The organism is Sneathiella glossodoripedis JCM 23214, assembly GCF_000616095.1.
Lineage (GTDB): Bacteria > Pseudomonadota > Alphaproteobacteria > Sneathiellales > Sneathiellaceae > Sneathiella > Sneathiella glossodoripedis.
The window spans coordinates 395,018-411,560 of record NZ_BAMS01000002.1; the positions used below are offsets into that span (position 1 = coordinate 395,018).

Consider the following 16,543-nt stretch of genomic DNA (forward strand, 5'->3'; position numbering starts at 1 on the left):
TTTTCTTCTTTGGTTGATATCACATATTACCGTGAATACTCACGTAATGACTTAGGCATATTTATGGGTCATGACACAATACGCATGACCTGTGAAAAATCTGAAATTTCTAGGAGTTTTTTGACCTGCCCTTGCGGTTTGTAAAGGCTGAAATCCAGATTTGATTCTTCTGCTGTTTCAAAAGCGATCATCAACATCCCCAGTCCAGCAGAGTCAATTGATTCAAGTCTGTTAAGGTCAAAAATACATTTATTAAGTTGGGTGGATTTTATGGAATCCAGAATATCTCTAAATCGTTCATGGTCTTCGAAGGATAGAGTTTCGCTTAAAGAAATTGTGAGGGCGCCGTCAGCAGAAATTACTTGTTCTTTCATCTTTTCCATCTCCCTTAAAACAACTCAACGTCGTCGTCATCAAATTCATCAACGGTTTTAGTTTCTGTCGGGAATAGCTCATTATCATCGATTGCCGTCCCTTCAGATGTTTGAGAGGTTGTCTTCTCATCAAATACTGCATTTAAAAAGCGATCACGCATTTCTCCAAGGGTAAGGCTTTGGACAACAGATTTAAACCACTCGCTATCCTGAGCCATTCCATCAAGGTCTGTTGAAAATGTTTTACTCGTCATCTCAGAAACTGAATGCACGCTTTGTTCCATTACCTGAAGGATGGCTGTTATATTTTCCAGCCGTTGTCTTGCTCTGTCCTGGAATTGTAGCTTGGTAATGAGTCCGTATATGTCTTTAGTAATGTCATTGGATGAGGCCTCCGAGGATCGTAAGGCTGCTGTGAACTGATTATTTTGATCAATAATGCATTCCATAAGCTCATCAACTGTATCTTTCACAACGATATTTTCAGACAAGTCTATGTTAGCAATCTGTTTAATTCGGGTGTGACCTGTTCTAACGCCATCCGCAACACGGCTAACTTCAACTCTCATTGTCATAGCCATTTCATTCACAGCACGGGCGAGATCTTGAACTTCATGTGCAACTACGGCAAACCCTTTTCCGGCTTCTCCAGCGCGCGCAGCTTCAATTCGGGCATTGAGGGCCAGCAGACCGGTCTGCTTGTTGATGGCTTCAATTTGACCAATCAGGCCTTCAACATTTTGAACATCTCGATTTACGTCATCGAGCGCATAAACGACTTCGATACCATGTTTTGAGGATTCAACGATTTTACTGATCATGCTGGTGAGGTGATCATCAATAGTGCTTATAATCTCGCCGATTTCAATTGTTTTGCCTTTGTAGTTGACGTTGTGGGCAGCATCAGCAAGTTTGCTGACCTGTTCACTTTGTTCCTGGCTGTGCAACGCAAGTTGCTGAAATTTTTCAGATATTTCGCTGATGTTAGTTTCCATCAGGTCCTGAACAAGATCAATTTCATTTAAAACAATCTGCATTGCTTTTCTTTGTGTATCTGAAAGGCTGAGCCACCTGTTCAAAAATTCAATTGCGTCTTTGGGTAAATCTTCGAGTTTGGTATAGGGGAGTTCTTCACTCGATGAGTTTGAAGAATCTTCTTCCTGACTGTCAGTGATGCCGTCATGTAGCGTATCAAGCGTATCAACGTCGACGGTTTCGCCAATAATTTCGGTTGGCATATCTGACGTCTGTACATCATAGTCTATTTGTTCTTTAGCCATGTGATCTGTCTCACTGCTGGAAATCATGTAATTCAATTTTTGGCTCCTATGCGGGTGCCTGCACATCTACTACTGTCAAACACGGATTGCCTTTACATCGTGGGCTTTTAAACTGCTGAAAATACTTCTTGTAATCTGTGATAGCGGTTGCTGTTCAATAACAGCGCCTAACTCAAACGCGGCTTTCGGCATCCCATATACAATTGAAGAGGCTTCATCCTGCCCGATAGTGTGTGCACCAGATTTGCGCAGCGATAAAAGTCCCTCTGCACCGTCACGTCCCATACCCGTTAGGATTACGCCAACCGCATTTGATCCTGCGACTTTTGCAGCGGACTCAAAGAGCACATTCACTGAAGGGCGGTGGCCACTGACAAGCGCTCCGTCATGCAGATGGCAAATGTAATTGGCACCAGATTTTGCGAGTTCCAGATGCCAGTCTCCCGGCGCGATATATACATGTCCAGGCAAAACGCGTTGATTTTGCTCGGCCTCATATACGGTTACGCGTGAGATGTTATTTAATCGATCTGCGAAAGAGCTGGTGAATGACGCTGGCATATGCTGGGTTATCAATACGGCGGGGGAATTGGCGGGCAGGGAGGTTACAACTTCTCTGATGGCTTCAACTCCACCTGTTGAAGCTCCAATACATATGATCTGTTCTGTAGTTTGAAAATTCTCAAAGGCAGGTGGTTTTGTGGTTTCGGTCCTTTTGGGATTTAATCCAGAAATTCTGGCTTTCGACGCTATCTTGATTTTTGAAATGACTTCCGCTCGCTTACTTTCGAGACCAACTCTGATATCTGAGGTCGGTTTTGCAACATAGTCGACTGCACCTATCTCAAGGGCTTGTAATGCAATGTCTGCGCCTTCCTGTGTAAGAGAAGAAATCATCACTACAGGCATGGGGCGCAAGGTCATAATTTTTTCCAGAAAGGCAATCCCATCCATTTTTGGCATCTCAATGTCAAGTGTCAGAACATCGGGATTCAATTGCTTGATCATCTTTCGTGCGGTGAGCGGATCTGGTGCAGCACCAATGACTTCAATGGATGGATCACTTTGAAGCATAGAGGTGAGCATCTGACGGATAAGTGCAGAGTCATCAACGATTAGAACTGTTATTTTTTTCTGGTTCATTTGTCTGTCCTAAAACAAATCAATTTTTCCACTCACCTGAGCCTTGCTTGGCAAGCTATTCTGATATTCAATTTCTTCGCGTAAGTATTTACTGTCGTCTTTACGTCTCAAAAGTAGGCGATCAACTTTGCCGGTATCAGGGTAGAAATGGATCCGCCGGGGGATATCTCCTCCCAAGTCATAAGACTTTGCAGCAAATCCTTCGTATTTCAGGTAATTGAGTGCGAATTTGCTGTTAAGGTCACCAACTAAAACCTTCGCCGTAGTGACATTGGCACCGCCAAAAAGTTTCACTTCCAATCGTTCACGAGGGCACCCCGTTTTCAGAACTTCATTAATCAAGGTTTCCATCGCAAAATTGCCATAGCGCATATTGGCGTTGACGGAACCCCAATTACCGGTATCGCTCTGGGGAAGCATAAAGTGGTTCATACCACCAAAACCCGTGTGAGGATCCCGAATGCAAGCTGCCACGCAGGAGCCTAAAATAGTTACGATCACTTCCTGTGAGGGGTCACTCGTCACATAGTGCTCACCGGGTAAAACACGGATCACACTCTTGTTACGTTTTGCATCAAAGTAGCTTTTTTTGCCTTGATCAAATGCAGTCTCGAGATTTGATCCATGACGGCGTTCATCTGCAGGGGAAGCGATGGTGTTCATGCTATGCCGCCTCTTCCTTAATATAAGTTGTTTTGCCGATGAGTCTCAGCTCTTCAGGTTTTTGATGAAGAGATTCCGAGTGTCCCAAAAACAGCATTCCACCCGGTTGAAGCAGATTTGCATAGCGTTGAACCAACGAGTTTTTAGTCGGATTATCAAAGTAAATGAGGACATTACGGCAAAAGATCGCGTCATATTTGCGCTGCATTGGCCAATCATGAAGTAGGTTCAGCTGTTTGAAATGAACAAGATTTTTGGTCATTTCCTTGATATGCAGTACATCATTTTTACGGCGAACATTGTCTTCAAGTATCTGCCGATAATTTCCCTCAATACCTTCAAAGGAATTTGTTTTATAAATGCCTTCGGAGCCTGTGCGGATCATGTTTGTGTCAAGATCGGTTGCAAGCACCTTGACGTCCCAAGCTTTTAAAGTCGCCACACTGGAATTGATAACAGATGCAATGGAATAGGGCTCTTCACCTGAAGAACATCCTGCGGACCATATCCTGATCGAGCGATTTATTTTACTGCGCTCTGTATTCATTGACAGTGACCTCAGATGCTCGGTCAGGCTATCAAAGTGATGGCTCTCTCTGAAGAATTTCGTCAGATTTGTCGTAACTGCATTCACAAGAAAGCCGGTCTCTTCACCTGCCTGCCGGGAATCCAGCAGTTCGCAATACTGAGAAAAGGATTGCAATCCCAGTTGCCGTAAACGACGAGCCAACCTGCTATAGAGCATGTCTTTTTTGTGCTCACCAAGTACGATTCCAGTTAAAGAATGGACAAGCCCTGTCAGCTTTTCAAACTCACGCTGAGTTAGGGCGAACTCCCTTTGTTTTTCCATATTTTGAATGACTTGGTTCATAATGTTATGGCCTGGATAAACCACCCCGCCGCGACGGGGTGGGGATTATCAACTTAAAACTCGCTCCAGTCTTCAGCAGCGGCAGCTCCGCTACTACTCATCGCAGCCATTTTAGCGGGCGGCGGTGTAACGGAGCCGTTTGTCTGCTTTTTACTGGAAGCAGGTTTAGCTGACCTGCTCGCGCGTTGAGGAGCAGCTTCAGCGTTCGTGTCCAAATGGAAGAAAGAAATACGTTCTTTCATAGCTTCTGACTGCTCTTGCAGTGTTCTTGAAGCTGCAGCATTTTCTTCAACCAATGCTGAGTTTTGCTGCGTCATTTCATCCATTTGCGAGACTGAGCGGTTGATTTCTGAAATGCTTGTAGATTGCTCATCACTGGCAGCGGCGATTTCTGAGACGATATCGCTGAGGCGTTTGATGGAATCCACGATTTCGGTCAATGACTCGCCCGCGTCACCAACTAGGCGGACACCGTCTTTCACTTGTGATCCACTGTCATTGATGAGGCCTTTGATGTCTTTCGCTGCCTGAGAGGACCTTTGCGCAAGTGTGCCAACTTCTGCCGCCACGACCGCAAAGCCTTTTCCGGCATCGCCAGCTCTTGCTGCTTCCACAGCCGCATTCAGGGCGAGCAGGTTGGTCTGGAAGGCGATTTCATCGATGACACCAATAATATCGGAAATCTTTTGTGATGAACCTTCGATGCGTGTCATGGCATCAACAACTTCACCGACAACTTCGCCGCCTTTTTGGGCCACATCTCTGGCGGAAATAGACAGTTGATTAGCCTGCTGGGCATTTTCGGCATTCTGTTTGACCGTTGAGGCCATTTCTTCCATCGCAGCTGCAGTTTCTTCCAAGTTGGAAGCCTGCTGTTCAGTGCGTTGTGACAGGTCCATCGTACCTTCATTAATTTCCTGTGCAGCGTTATTAACCTCGGATGACGCCATTGAAATGTCGCCTACAATACCGGTCAGTTGATCACAGGTGTCATTCACATTAGTCTTTAATTTTTCAAATAGACCTTGATACTCAGTTGTGATCCGTTGTGTCAGGTCACCTTTCGCCAATGAAGAAAGAGCCATTCCCACATCTTCCATCGCACTTGAAACGGTGTCTGAAAGACTGTTGATGGATTTGGAGAGGCCCAGCATGAAGCCTTCTTTTCCTTCAAGTTCGAGTTTCGTTGAGAAGTCTCCGGCAACAGCAGCAGAAACCACGGTATCGATTTCTTCTTCAATATTGCGCTCTGCTGTGACATCGGCCCACTCAACAACGGTTCCAATCCGCTCACCTTTGTCGTCAGTCACCGGGCTGGCAATCAAATCGTAATACCGACCGCCAATTATGATATTTGTCTCGAATGCAGATGTGAGCCTGTCGAGCATACCGCGCTGATGCGATGGATTTTTGTGGAAGCTGTCAATATTAGTTCCAATAATGCTTCTTGCATCAAAGTTAGGCAGGTCTTCCTTCATGGAGGATTCATTGCTAAGCAGCATTTCCTTCATCGTTTCATTTACATAAACGATGTTGTAATCCGCATCGGAGACCATCATGTTTGTCGTGCAATTATCCAGCGCAGATTTAATTCTGGAATTTTCATTTGCGACACGTTTTTCTTCGCGTTCCTGAGCCAGTTTTTCGGTCACATCTTCCCATTCGACGACGGTACCGGCACGGTCGCCATTGTCATCTAACACAGGGGATACAACGAGATCATAGTTGCGACCACCAATCTCTAGTGCTGTCTCAACGGGTGAATTCAAGTTGTCCAGAATACCTCTTTGATGAGCTGGGTTTTTGTGGAAGCTATCAATATTTGTACCAACCAACTTTTCAGCATCGAAGCGCGGTAAATCTTTGCGCATATCCTGCTCGTTGGATTTCAGCATTTCCATCATCGTATCGTTGGCGTAGACGATGTTATAATCCTTGTCGGCTACCATTACGTTGGTCCGGCAGCTATCGAGAGCGGATTTGATCCGGATATTTGCAAGGGATGTCTCGCTCAGATTATCCAATACTTTAGCAAACTCACCGACCACACCTTCATGATCACGATAGGGAACTTCAACCTGTTTTCCATCAAGTATCATCCAAGAAGCAGACAGAAGGTTTTGGATGGGATTGCGAACCACATTAACAATGTAAAATGCGGTACCAATAATTACGGTTACGCCAATTGCCATGGAAATCCAAAGGCCAAGCGCAGGGCCGTCACTTATGAAAATTTCCACTCCGATTGCGCCTGCAAGAACAGTTGCCGATAGCGCAAAAGCTGCATAAATTTTCACCACAATCGACATGGTGGAAATTGAAAATTTTCCTGATTTCTGATTACCCTGAAAAGCACCAGGTTGTGCTGTCATATCTGTCATTTTTTTCTTCCTCGGATCTTAATTCTGGTCCGCGAGCATTTCTTCAGCGGCATTGATGTTTTTGTTAATAATGTCACTCTTGAACAGGCAACCTGTATCAAGGAGGGCGACCATTCGATCCTCTGCGGTCACCAACCGATCAGATGTTCGCTGTCCTCATTTTCATCGATGTCGGGAACCTGGCGGATTTCACTCCTGTCGACAGTCAGGATGTCGGAGACCCGATCCACAAGAATGCCGATAATTCGATCATCAACAGCAATAATCACAACAACATGAATGTTTGTCGCTTCGGTTATTCCTTGATTAAAGCGTCGCCGAAGATCAAAAATGGGGACAATTACACCCCTTAGATTTAAAACTCCGCGCATGTATTCTGGCTGATTTGGAAGTATAGTGACTTCTGACCACGCCTGAATTTCACGGACCTGCATAATGTCTACTGCATATTCTTCAGTGCCAATTGCAAACGTAACGAACTGGCAGGTTCCTTGTGGGTGACTCTCTGCGTCAGCGAGCGCTTCATCGATAGCTGTTGGCTCTACTGGAGAAGTCGTTGTTAGGTCGGTTTCCATTTCAACTGCATCCATCAATTTATCCTAGGGGTGAGGGGTAGGTTGGGGATTATTTCAGCTTGGGGTGATCCGAGATCACCTGCTATGATTTCTTCTGGAATATCGGCGCTGTTATCATCATCAAGGCCACCGCCATTACTTCCCGAAGGCATGTCAAATTTGCCCAGTTTCTTTTGGGAAATGCGGTATATGGCTTCGATATCCAGGATTGGTGCCACCTTGCCATTTCCGAGAATTGTCGCAGCTGAAATTCCCGATACAGGCCTGTAGTTGCTTTCCAGACTTTTTATGACGACTTGCTGCTGGCCAATGAGTTCATCAACAACAATTCCTGTCGTTCCAAACTCTTCGCTTTCCACGAGGACAACTAGTGCTTTGTCAGGTTCAGTGATGGCGTCTTCAATATCAAATACCTGATGCAGCGCACATAATGGAATGTACTGACCACGTATTGACACAAGACGCTGTCCGTTGGGAAGGCGTTTTAAGCTTTCTTTGGCAGGTCGCAGGCTTTCAACAATATTGGGGATTGGAATGACATATTTCGAACCACCTGCCTGTACAATCATTCCATCCATAACTGCAAGGGTGAGGGGAAGGGTCATTGTAAAGCGGGACCCTTTGCCGGGTGTAGAATGAATAGATATCCTGCCGCCCAATGCCTGAATGTTGCGCCTTACAACATCCATTCCAACTCCGCGCCCTGAAACGTCTGTGACTTCTTCTGCCGTGGAAAAGCCGGGGGCAAATATCATGTTGTCAATTTCTTCATCACTCAGGGAGGTTGTATCGGTAATCAGGCCTCGCTCACGAGCACGCTTTAGAACCGCAGATCTGTTAATGCCACGCCCATCATCGCTGATGGTAATTACAATTCGACCTCCACGATGTTCTGCGGAAAGGGTGACATTGCCGGTTTCAGGTTTGCCAGCTTTGAGACGTTCTTCACCGGACTCGAGTCCATGATCAAGCGAGTTTCTGATCATGTGTGTGATTGGGTCGCTGATTTCTTCGATAACGGTTTTATCAACCTCGGTATTTTCGCCAACAGTGGTGAGCGTTACTTTTTTACCGAGTTTCGCTGATAAGTCGCGAACAAGACGAGGCATGCGTGAGAACACCGATTTTACCGGTTGCATACGGATCGCCATGACGCTTTCCTGCAGCTCCCTTGTGTGAAGAGCAAGCTCTTCAAGGCCGCGAACTACATTTGGAAATTGATCAGTTGGCAGGTCGTTTGTCTGTTGCGAGAGCATGGACTGTGTAATGACAAGCTCGCCTACCATATTGACAAGACGATCTATACGGTCCAGATCTACACGGATGGATGTAACTTTCGCTGGTCCAGAATTTGATTTGGCAGCGGGTGCTGCTGCTTGAGAAGCTTGAGCTGAAGCGGTATCCGGACTTACATCGCTGGCTTGTTCAGGTGATGCTTTTTCTTCACCTTGAATTGAGGGGGCAGAAGATTCTGCTACGGTTATTTCGAGGTCGCAGTCTTCGGTGACAAATTCAAAAACCTCTTCTACATCTTCAAGGTTTGCATTTGAAAGTAGAGTGAAATTCCAGGAAATATAGGCTTCTTCGCATCAAGATTACTGAGCTGAGGTAACTTATCCAGATTTGGTTCTGATGTCAGATTGCCAAGTGTTTGAAGTTCCCGAATGATCAGTAAAGGTTCATTAGCGTGTTTAAACAGTTCAGCTTTAGGGGTGAACTTTATGAAATAATTTTTTTTCTCGTCAGAGGTTTGTTCAGTTGTTGCCGGGGCGGTAGCCGTATCTTCGCTGGTTTGCGTTAAATCGATCTGAGCTGGATCTACTGTCGATCCTTTTGCCATTGATGTAATTTCGGCAAGGATTTCTTTCCCGTATTCATCAGATAAATTCTCTTCATTTTCCGCGGCTTCGACCATCGCTGAAAGAATATCTGTTGAGCGGAAAAGGAGATTGACACCTGGTTCAGTGACTTGAATACGGCCATCACGCATTCTATCCAGAAGCGCTTCAAATTCGTGAGAAAATGTAGCCAGTTGTGTAAATTTAAAAGCGCCGGCACCAGCTTTTATAGAGTGAACCGCCCTGAAAATAGCATGTAGTACCTCTGGATCTCCTGAACCTTCATTCAATTCAGATAATTGAGTTTCTACATCCGCCAGTAATTCAGCGCATTCGGCGAAATAGGTAGCCTTGAACTGTGCATAATCGTCCATTATTTGCTTCCGTTAATTAAGATGTTTAACCGCAAACTTTTTGAACAACTTTAAGGAGCTTTTCAGGCTCAAAAGGTTTGACAATCCATCCTGTTGCGCCAGCCGCTCGGCCTTCATTTTTTTTGCTATCGTCACTTTCAGTGGTCAAGACAAGTATAGGAGTGGAGCTATGAGCAGGGTTTTGCCGCAGGGCTTTCACAAGTCCAATACCATCCATGTTTGGCATGTTTATATCCGTAATCACCAGATCAACCTGATTAGAGCCTAGTGCATCTAAAGCAAGTAACCCGTCTGCAGCTTCCACTACTTCGTATCCCGCGCCTTTAAGTGTGAAGCTAACCATGTCCCTCATTGTTTTTGAGTCATCTACAGCAAGGACTTTTTTTCCCATTATTTGGTACTCCATTTCACAAAAATTTCCGCAAGGCCCAGATCCCCAACAGCTTTGTCGAAGGCTTCACTGGCACTCGCGATGGAAAGCGATTTGCCCGTTTCTTCTAATGAGCGCCCTGCCGAAATAATTACCTGAATGCAGGGTGTTGTAATTGTCTCCACGTCCGAAGCATCAATTGTCAGTACATCGTCGGTAGCAATGTGCTGTAAAAATGTTTCCCGCAGACTTTCTGCGACACTCAAGTTCATTATGCTTGGGAGCGTGACGGCCGTATCAGTGGGTGCGTTGGTCAATTTCTCAGTTATCCGAACATTAGAAGGTTAAGTCTGTAATCAACTGGTATAAGCTACGTGCGATCTAGTTCTAAAGTTGCAGTAGCTTCGTTAATTTGCGGTTAATTGCTAAAATAAATTACGCGCAATAGTAACGTGAAAACTATCTAATTTACCTAAACCCTTGTAAGGAATTGGAATTTTTGAAAATGAAGTATAAATATGACTAAAATCTTGGGTTTTCTACGTTTGCTTTTTGTAATTTATTGATTTATAAGACGTTTTAATGGAATAAAAATATTACATTTACTTTATAAATATCGCGTAAGAAATATAAAAGTGGTGAGTTCGAGTAATTGGTTTTATTAGAATGAGTTATACATGATTTGTTAATATATGATATTTCTGAAATATTATATTTATAATATGGGTTGTGTGTATTTTGTTAGTTTTATTATTAAGACTAATACTTAAGTATATATTGTAATTATGGGCCGATATCGGCAGCGGACGGTTTTAGAAAGATTACTCAAAATTGAGTCGCTATAAAATTCATTCTTTTGAAGGCTAATAAAGGGATTAAAGGAATGATTTGAAAGGGACTTCGGATGCGAATTTTACCATTTCGTGTGTTTGAGGATCTTCAAACTTTAACTCACTCGCATGTAAAAACAGGCGGGGGAAATGGGTCGGGTCATTTTTCTGATTATAGAGTGGGTCTCCTGCAATGGGGTGGCCGACAGACGACATGTGAACCCTCAATTGATGTGAGCGCCCCGTATGTGGCTTTAGTTGAATGTAGCTATAGTTATTGTTAGATTTAACCAGCTCCCAGTATGTTTTGGAAGCTTTGCCGTTTTTATAGTCAATTTTCTGTTTCGGACGATTTATCCAGTCAGCGCTAATTGGAAGATCGATCCACCCGGAAGCTCCAGAAATTCTACCGACTACAATCGCATGATAAGTTTTTTCTACCGCTCTATTTTGAAACAATCGCCCAAAATAACTTTGCGTTTCTTTATTCCTTGCAAATATGACTAGACCAGATGTCTCAAGATCCAAACGATGAACAACCAGCGCTTCCGGATTGCGTTTGAGGAGACGGCTATAGAGGCAGTCAGCTTTTTCAGGCCCCCGGCCCGGAACAGATAATATGCCTGATTGCTTTTCGAGCAGAATGTAATCTTCTGCTTCATATGCTATTGTGAGGTATGGCTCTGCTGGTGGTGCGTAGATCATTAAAATAGGCTGACAAATTGAACTGCCAGCCTTTATACAATCTATTAAGTTATTTAGCCAACTTTCACGCGGTATCGAGAAGCTCTTTAGAGATGATTTGCTTCATAATTTCTGAAGACCCACCAGCAATACGAGACATGCGATTGTCCGCCCACGCGCGGCAGATTGGATATTCCCACATATAGCCATAGCCACCATGCAATTGCACACATTCGTCCAGAGCTTTCATAAGTATCTCTGTCGTTTGCAGTTTGGCCATTGCCGCAGTTGTTGCATCCAGTTCACCAACAAGATGATCTTCAATGCAACGGTCTACAAAATAGCGAAGCATGACAAACTGAGCTTTGATTTCAGCGAGTTTGAAACGCGTATTTTGAAAATCAGAGATGGACTTACCAAAAGCTTTGCGTTCGGTTGTGTATTCAACAGTCCAATTTAAGGCTGCCTCAATCACTGCAACCGAACGAATGGCAATCACCAACCTTTCTTGGGCCAATTGCTGCATAAGTTGGTAAAAGCCTTTCCCTTCCACGCCCAGCAGGTTGCTAACCGGTACTTTGACGTCATTGAAAAAGAGCTCAGACGTATCTTGCGCTTTATATCCCACTTTTTCAAGATTGCGGCCACGTTCGAAGCCCTCTCGATCACCTTCCATAAGTAAAAGACTGACACCTTTTCCTTTTGCTTCTGGGTCAGTTTTACACGCCAGAACAACCAGATCAGCAAGTTGACCATTGCTGATAAACACTTTCTGACCGTTTACAACAAATTCGTCGCCTTGTCGGATGGCGGTCGTTTTGATGTTTTGCAAATCAGATCCGGCGCCTGGTTCCGTCATGGCTACAGCGGCAATAACCTCACCAGTTACCATTTTCGGCAGCCATTTCTTTTTCTGCTCTTCAGTCCCGTAATGAACGAGATAGGGGGCTACGATTTCTGAATGTAGATGGAAAGCGGGGCCTGTAGCACCGACACGGGCGACTTCTTCGCAGAAAATTGCACTGTATAAAAAATCTGCGCCAGGGCCACCATATTCTTCTGGTACAGTACAGCACAAAAAACCGGCCTCACCGGCCTCGCGCCAAACTGACCTGGGGACTTGCCCATCTTTTTCCCACTGCGAATGAAAGGGAGCAATTTTTTCTTCGGCAAATTTTCTCGCAGCTTCCTGAAAAATTCGATGCTCTTCAGAGAATATTTTACGTTTCATATGAATAACCCTGTCTTATTATTTTTCTTAATTAGGTGCATTCTGATTGTCTATCAACACGGCTGGATGAGCAACCAAAATTATTAAGCATGCTTATCTTTTTTTTTGATTATCAGATCTATAAACCAGTGAAATAATGATTTCTTAACCTGCAAGGCGATAGAGTGTGAGACTATAAAAGCTCTTGGGATGGATTAAATGAGTCTCGTAAAAACAAGTGATATCGCAAAACATGATCTAGAAGAGCAAGGACGTATTCTTATCGTTGAAAGCTCTCATCTGTATCTCACGCTGATCGAGGGTGCAGTAAATGATGTGTTTTCCGGGCAAGTGGACAAGGCGTCTACATTTGATGAAGTCAAGAGCCTGATAGAAGAGCACAAAGGCGAGTATTTTTTGGTTTTGTTAAATTTGGTATTGCCTGGCGCTTCGCAGGGTGAGGCGGTCAATTACGTTAGAAACTATGATCTTCCGGCTGTTGTTTTTACCAGTAGCGTAGATGAAGCACTTGTAAACCAGATCCAGTCACTTGGTGTAATTGACTATATCATCAAGGAGAATGTAACCAATCTTGAGCTGGTTAGTAAAATGGTCCGTCGCCTTGATCATAACCGCCGGATAACAGCGTTGATTGTGGACGATTCAGCTACTATGCGTGAACAAATGCAAGTTCTGCTGTCCAAGTATCTCTTTAAAATCGAGGTCGCTGAAAATGGTGTGGAGGCACTGGAGAAAGTCCGAAGTGATGACACAATCAGGCTCGTAATTACCGATTATGAAATGCCTAAAATGAATGGGTTCGAATTGATCAAGAAGCTTCGGACATTCAAGGAGTCGCGCGACTTGGCAATTGTTGGGATGTCATCGGATGAGCGCGATAAGCTGGCGACTGATTTCATCAGGTTTGGCGCAGATGATTTTGTCAAAAAGGGAATTTCTCACGAAGAATTTGCAACTCGAATTTCCCTGTGTATGGACAAACTTGATCTGTTGAATGAGCTGATGCTCCGGGCAACAACAGATTTTTTGACCAAACTTTGGAACCGCATGTATTTCATGAGTGCATCTTCCACATTATTTTCAAGTGCGTCGCGTGGTCAAATTACGATTGATGTTGCCATGATCGATCTTGATCATTTCAAGCGCATAAATGATACATATGGTCATGACGCAGGCGATGAAGTGTTAAGAGAGGTGGCCGCAGCTCTCAAATCCATCATCAGAGGTACGGATTTGCTAGCCAGAATGGGCGGTGAAGAATTCTGTTTGCTAGCGGTGAATGTGAGCGCGGAACATCGCGAAAAATTCTTTAATTCGCTGAGAGAAGCCGTATCTGAGCTTGAATTTAGTTTTAACGGCGAAAATGTTCGCATGTCAGCCAGTATGGGGATAACTAGCATCCTAGGTGACTCTGTCGAAGATATGATGAACCGGGCGGACGCAGCGCTTTATGAAGCAAAAGAGGCCGGCCGGAACCAGTGTGTTTTTGCGGATTAATCCTGCGCTGCTGAAGTTGCGGCTTTGGCCTTAGACATGGAATGAAGAGCCGCAGCCACAACGCCCTTTTTCGTTCGGATTTTCAAAGGTAAATTTGGATTCCAGCCCTTTTTCCTGCCAATCCATTTGCGTGCCACTCACATATTGAACAGCGTCATTGTCGATCAACAGTTTAACGTCGCCAGTATCAACTATGATATCGTCAGCCTTGGTTTCTTTGGCAAAATCCATTGTATAGCTAAGCCCGTTGCAGCCTGTATTAGTGATACCAATACGCAACCCAATCACGTCAGTTCCATTTTGCGCTATCAGGCTTTTGAGACGGTTTTCAGCTTTATCAGTCAATGTTAAAATTTGCATATCACTCATAATCAATTCAACCTGCTAAAACATTCCAAGGTCCAGTTTGGCGGCTTCCGACATATTATCAGGTGTCCAAGGCGGATCCCACAGAATTTCCACGTCGACCGACTTGATACCATCAACAGGCGCCACAGCATCCTGTACCCATTTAGGGATTTCACCTGCGACAGGACATCCCGGAGCAGTCAATGTCATCCCAATATATGTATGACCTGTTTCGTCAATATCAATGACATATACGAGGCCAAGATCATATATACTGACCGGAATTTCCGGATCAAACACGGTCCTTAAAGCCTCGACCACACCTGCCTCAAGTGGGGAAGGGCAGTCGCCTTGCTGGTGTGGCCCCGAGGGGGCGGACCTTTGTACAGCATCAACAGCCATCTTTGGTCTCTCCATCATCTTTAGATTTAATGCCTGACAAGGCAGCATTTAAGGCGTGCCAGGGGAGCGTTGCGCATTTTACGCGCATGGGAAATTGTTTTACGCCGATTAGCGCTTTCATTCTATCGTCAATATCTGAATGACTCTGTGCGCTGTCATCACTGAACAGGGTTAAAAATTGCTGAAATCTGCTTTTGGCATCAGCGCAGCTAGTGCCCTTGACCAGTTCCGTCATCATGGATGCAGACGCGATCGAGATTGCACATCCTTTTCCTTCAAAACCAACATCAGCAAGCGTTTCATCTTCACCCAGCCTGAGATACAAAGAAACTTCATCTCCGCACAAGGGATTGTCGCCATGCCCTTCATGCGTGCAGGGAGAAATTTTCCCGAAATTTCGAGGGCTTTTGGAATGATCCAGAATTATTTCCCGATATAGATCTTTGAGGTCTTCCATCTATCTGAAAAACTCCTGAACCATTTTTATGGATTCAACCAGTGCGTCTACATCTTCTTTATTGTTGTAAAGTGCAAATGAGGCACGAACAGTGGAAGGCACGTCGTAGAAATCCATAAGTGGTTGCGCGCAATGATGCCCGACGCGAACAGCAACACCAGCCTGATCTATGATAGTGCCAATATCATGGGGATGAATGTCATCCATCGTGAAGGAGACAATGGCTGCTTTTTGCTTTGCCTGTCCAATAATTCGAATATTGTTTAGCTTGCCAAGCTCCTGCGTTGCATAGGAAAGCAAGGATTGTTCATGGGCAGCGATCTGATCAAATCCGATTTTATTAACATAGTCGATAGCTGCACCCAAGCCGATTGCCTGAACGATCGGAGGAGTACCGGCTTCGAACTTGCTGTGGCCTGTGGCGAAAGTGGTTTTTTCAAAGGTGACGCGGTTAATCATGTCACCACCACCCTGATAAGGCGGCATTTTTTCCAATAACTCAGCTTTACCAAACAAAACCCCAATTCCAGTCGGCGCAAAAACCTTGTGTCCGGTAAAGACGTAGAAATCCGCGTCGAGATCACGGACATCAACTTTCATGTGGGGTATCGCTTGCGATCCATCTATTAAGACAGGGATATCTTTTGAATGCGCTTTTGCAATCAACTCTTTTACAGGATTAACAGTCCCAATTGCATTTGAAACATGCGTAATTGCGACAATTTTGGTCCTGTCGGTAAGCATCTCCTCATAGCGATCCCGCAACAGGTCGCCATTTGTATCTATTGGTACGGCTTTTACCGTTGCACCAACACGCTCAGCGACCAATTGCCATGGTACGATATTAGAGTGGTGCTCAAGGTAGGATAACAGGATTTCGTCACCTTCACCGATTGCCATTTGTCCAAACGAGTTGGCAACGAGGTTAATCGCCTCGGTCGTGCTTTTCGTGAAAATGATTTCATCTACACTCGCAGCGTTTAGGTGATCACGGACAGTTTCGCGGGCGCCTTCGTAAAGTTCAGTTGACTTCTGGCTAAGGTAATGGACCCCTCTGTGCACATTTGCGTATGTGTGTCTGTACGCATCCTGCACAGCATCCAGCACAGCCACTGGTTTTTGGGCGGATGCGCCGCTATCCAAAAACGTCAGCCGCTTACCGTGAATCTTTTCCTCAAATATGGGAAAATCGCCGCGAATTTTCTCAACATCAAAAACGGTCATG

18 protein-coding genes are annotated in these 16,543 nt (G+C 44.8%); 1 reads left to right on the forward strand and 17 read right to left on the reverse strand.

The genetic code is table 11. The annotated features are described in order from the left end of the window. Window positions 1–68: 68 nt before the first annotated feature. The 13 genes from JCM23214_RS10035 to JCM23214_RS10090 all read right to left on the reverse strand — a co-directional run bounded on the left by JCM23214_RS10035 (window position 69) and on the right by JCM23214_RS10090 (window position 12,614). Window positions 69–374: an STAS domain-containing protein gene (locus JCM23214_RS10035; protein WP_159104335.1), complete on the reverse strand. Its 306-nt coding sequence runs from the start codon at window positions 372–374 to the stop codon at window positions 69–71. A gap of 14 nt (window positions 375–388) precedes the next feature. After that, window positions 389–1,681, reverse strand: a complete 1,293-nt coding sequence (locus JCM23214_RS10040) for a methyl-accepting chemotaxis protein (protein ID WP_025898837.1) — start codon at window positions 1,679–1,681, stop codon at window positions 389–391. A 48-nt stretch (window positions 1,682–1,729) separates the two neighbouring features. Then, complete coding sequence (locus JCM23214_RS10045; protein WP_025898838.1) at window positions 1,730–2,797, reverse strand: protein-glutamate methylesterase/protein-glutamine glutaminase; 1,068 nt, start codon at window positions 2,795–2,797, stop codon at window positions 1,730–1,732. A gap of 9 nt (window positions 2,798–2,806) precedes the next feature. Next, window positions 2,807–3,460 (reverse strand): hypothetical protein, encoded by a 654-nt coding sequence (locus tag JCM23214_RS10050; RefSeq protein ID WP_025898839.1) that lies wholly within the window; start codon window positions 3,458–3,460, stop codon window positions 2,807–2,809. Window position 3,461: 1 nt separating this feature from the next. Further along, window positions 3,462–4,331 carry a CheR family methyltransferase gene (locus JCM23214_RS10055; protein WP_025898840.1) on the reverse strand — a complete coding sequence of 290 codons (870 nt, stop codon included), beginning with the start codon at window positions 4,329–4,331 and terminating at the stop codon, window positions 3,462–3,464. Between the two features lie 53 nt (window positions 4,332–4,384). Continuing rightward, window positions 4,385–6,712, reverse strand: a complete 2,328-nt coding sequence (locus JCM23214_RS10060) for a methyl-accepting chemotaxis protein (RefSeq protein ID WP_025898841.1) — start codon at window positions 6,710–6,712, stop codon at window positions 4,385–4,387. Between the two features lie 128 nt (window positions 6,713–6,840). Continuing rightward, window positions 6,841–7,302 (reverse strand): chemotaxis protein CheW, encoded by a 462-nt coding sequence (locus JCM23214_RS20165; protein ID WP_051548120.1) that lies wholly within the window; start codon window positions 7,300–7,302, stop codon window positions 6,841–6,843. Next, a complete protein-coding gene (locus JCM23214_RS24395) occupies window positions 7,302–8,573 on the reverse strand; it encodes a chemotaxis protein CheA (RefSeq protein ID WP_199899483.1) in 1,272 nt (423 codons plus the stop codon). The genes JCM23214_RS20165 and JCM23214_RS24395 overlap by 1 nt, the downstream gene beginning before the upstream one ends. A 239-nt stretch (window positions 8,574–8,812) precedes the next feature. Continuing rightward, on the reverse strand, window positions 8,813–9,499 hold the full coding sequence (locus tag JCM23214_RS24400) for an Hpt domain-containing protein (RefSeq protein WP_199899484.1): 687 nt from the start codon (window positions 9,497–9,499) through the stop codon (window positions 8,813–8,815). A 25-nt stretch (window positions 9,500–9,524) separates the two neighbouring features. Next, window positions 9,525–9,890 (reverse strand): response regulator, encoded by a 366-nt coding sequence (locus JCM23214_RS10075; protein WP_025898842.1) that lies wholly within the window; start codon window positions 9,888–9,890, stop codon window positions 9,525–9,527. Beyond that, window positions 9,890–10,186 (reverse strand): STAS domain-containing protein, encoded by a 297-nt coding sequence (locus tag JCM23214_RS10080; RefSeq protein WP_025898843.1) that lies wholly within the window; start codon window positions 10,184–10,186, stop codon window positions 9,890–9,892. Before JCM23214_RS10080 ends, JCM23214_RS10075 begins: the two co-directional genes overlap by 1 nt. Before the next feature lie 558 nt (window positions 10,187–10,744). Then, entirely contained in the window at window positions 10,745–11,404 is a 660-nt protein-coding gene (locus JCM23214_RS10085; RefSeq protein WP_025898844.1) for an RluA family pseudouridine synthase, read from the reverse strand. A 64-nt stretch (window positions 11,405–11,468) separates the two neighbouring features. Further along, on the reverse strand, window positions 11,469–12,614 hold the full coding sequence (locus JCM23214_RS10090) for an acyl-CoA dehydrogenase family protein (protein WP_025898845.1): 1,146 nt from the start codon (window positions 12,612–12,614) through the stop codon (window positions 11,469–11,471). A 198-nt stretch (window positions 12,615–12,812) separates the two neighbouring features. On the opposite strand from JCM23214_RS10090, the gene JCM23214_RS10095 reads away from it, so the two are divergent. Next, entirely contained in the window at window positions 12,813–14,111 is a 1,299-nt protein-coding gene (locus JCM23214_RS10095; protein ID WP_025898846.1) for a sensor domain-containing diguanylate cyclase, read from the forward strand. A 30-nt stretch (window positions 14,112–14,141) separates the two neighbouring features. Here the strand turns inward: JCM23214_RS10095 and JCM23214_RS10100 are convergent, their stop codons facing one another. From JCM23214_RS10100 to JCM23214_RS10115, 4 genes are read right to left on the reverse strand one after another with little or no spacing between them, the layout of a single operon-like run. Next, the gene (locus JCM23214_RS10100) at window positions 14,142–14,480 is read right to left on the reverse strand and encodes a HesB/IscA family protein (RefSeq protein ID WP_025898847.1); all 339 of its coding nucleotides are present in this window, start codon (window positions 14,478–14,480) and stop codon (window positions 14,142–14,144) included. A 15-nt stretch (window positions 14,481–14,495) separates the two neighbouring features. Then, window positions 14,496–14,861: an SUF system Fe-S cluster assembly protein gene (locus JCM23214_RS10105; RefSeq protein ID WP_025898848.1), complete on the reverse strand. Its 366-nt coding sequence runs from the start codon at window positions 14,859–14,861 to the stop codon at window positions 14,496–14,498. Further along, window positions 14,851–15,318 carry a Fe-S cluster assembly sulfur transfer protein SufU gene (sufU, locus tag JCM23214_RS10110; protein WP_025898849.1) on the reverse strand — a complete coding sequence of 156 codons (468 nt, stop codon included), beginning with the start codon at window positions 15,316–15,318 and terminating at the stop codon, window positions 14,851–14,853. The genes JCM23214_RS10105 and sufU overlap by 11 nt, the downstream gene beginning before the upstream one ends. After that, entirely contained in the window at window positions 15,319–16,542 is a 1,224-nt protein-coding gene (locus JCM23214_RS10115; protein WP_025898850.1) for an aminotransferase class V-fold PLP-dependent enzyme, read from the reverse strand. Between the last annotated feature and the right edge of the window lies 1 nt (window position 16,543).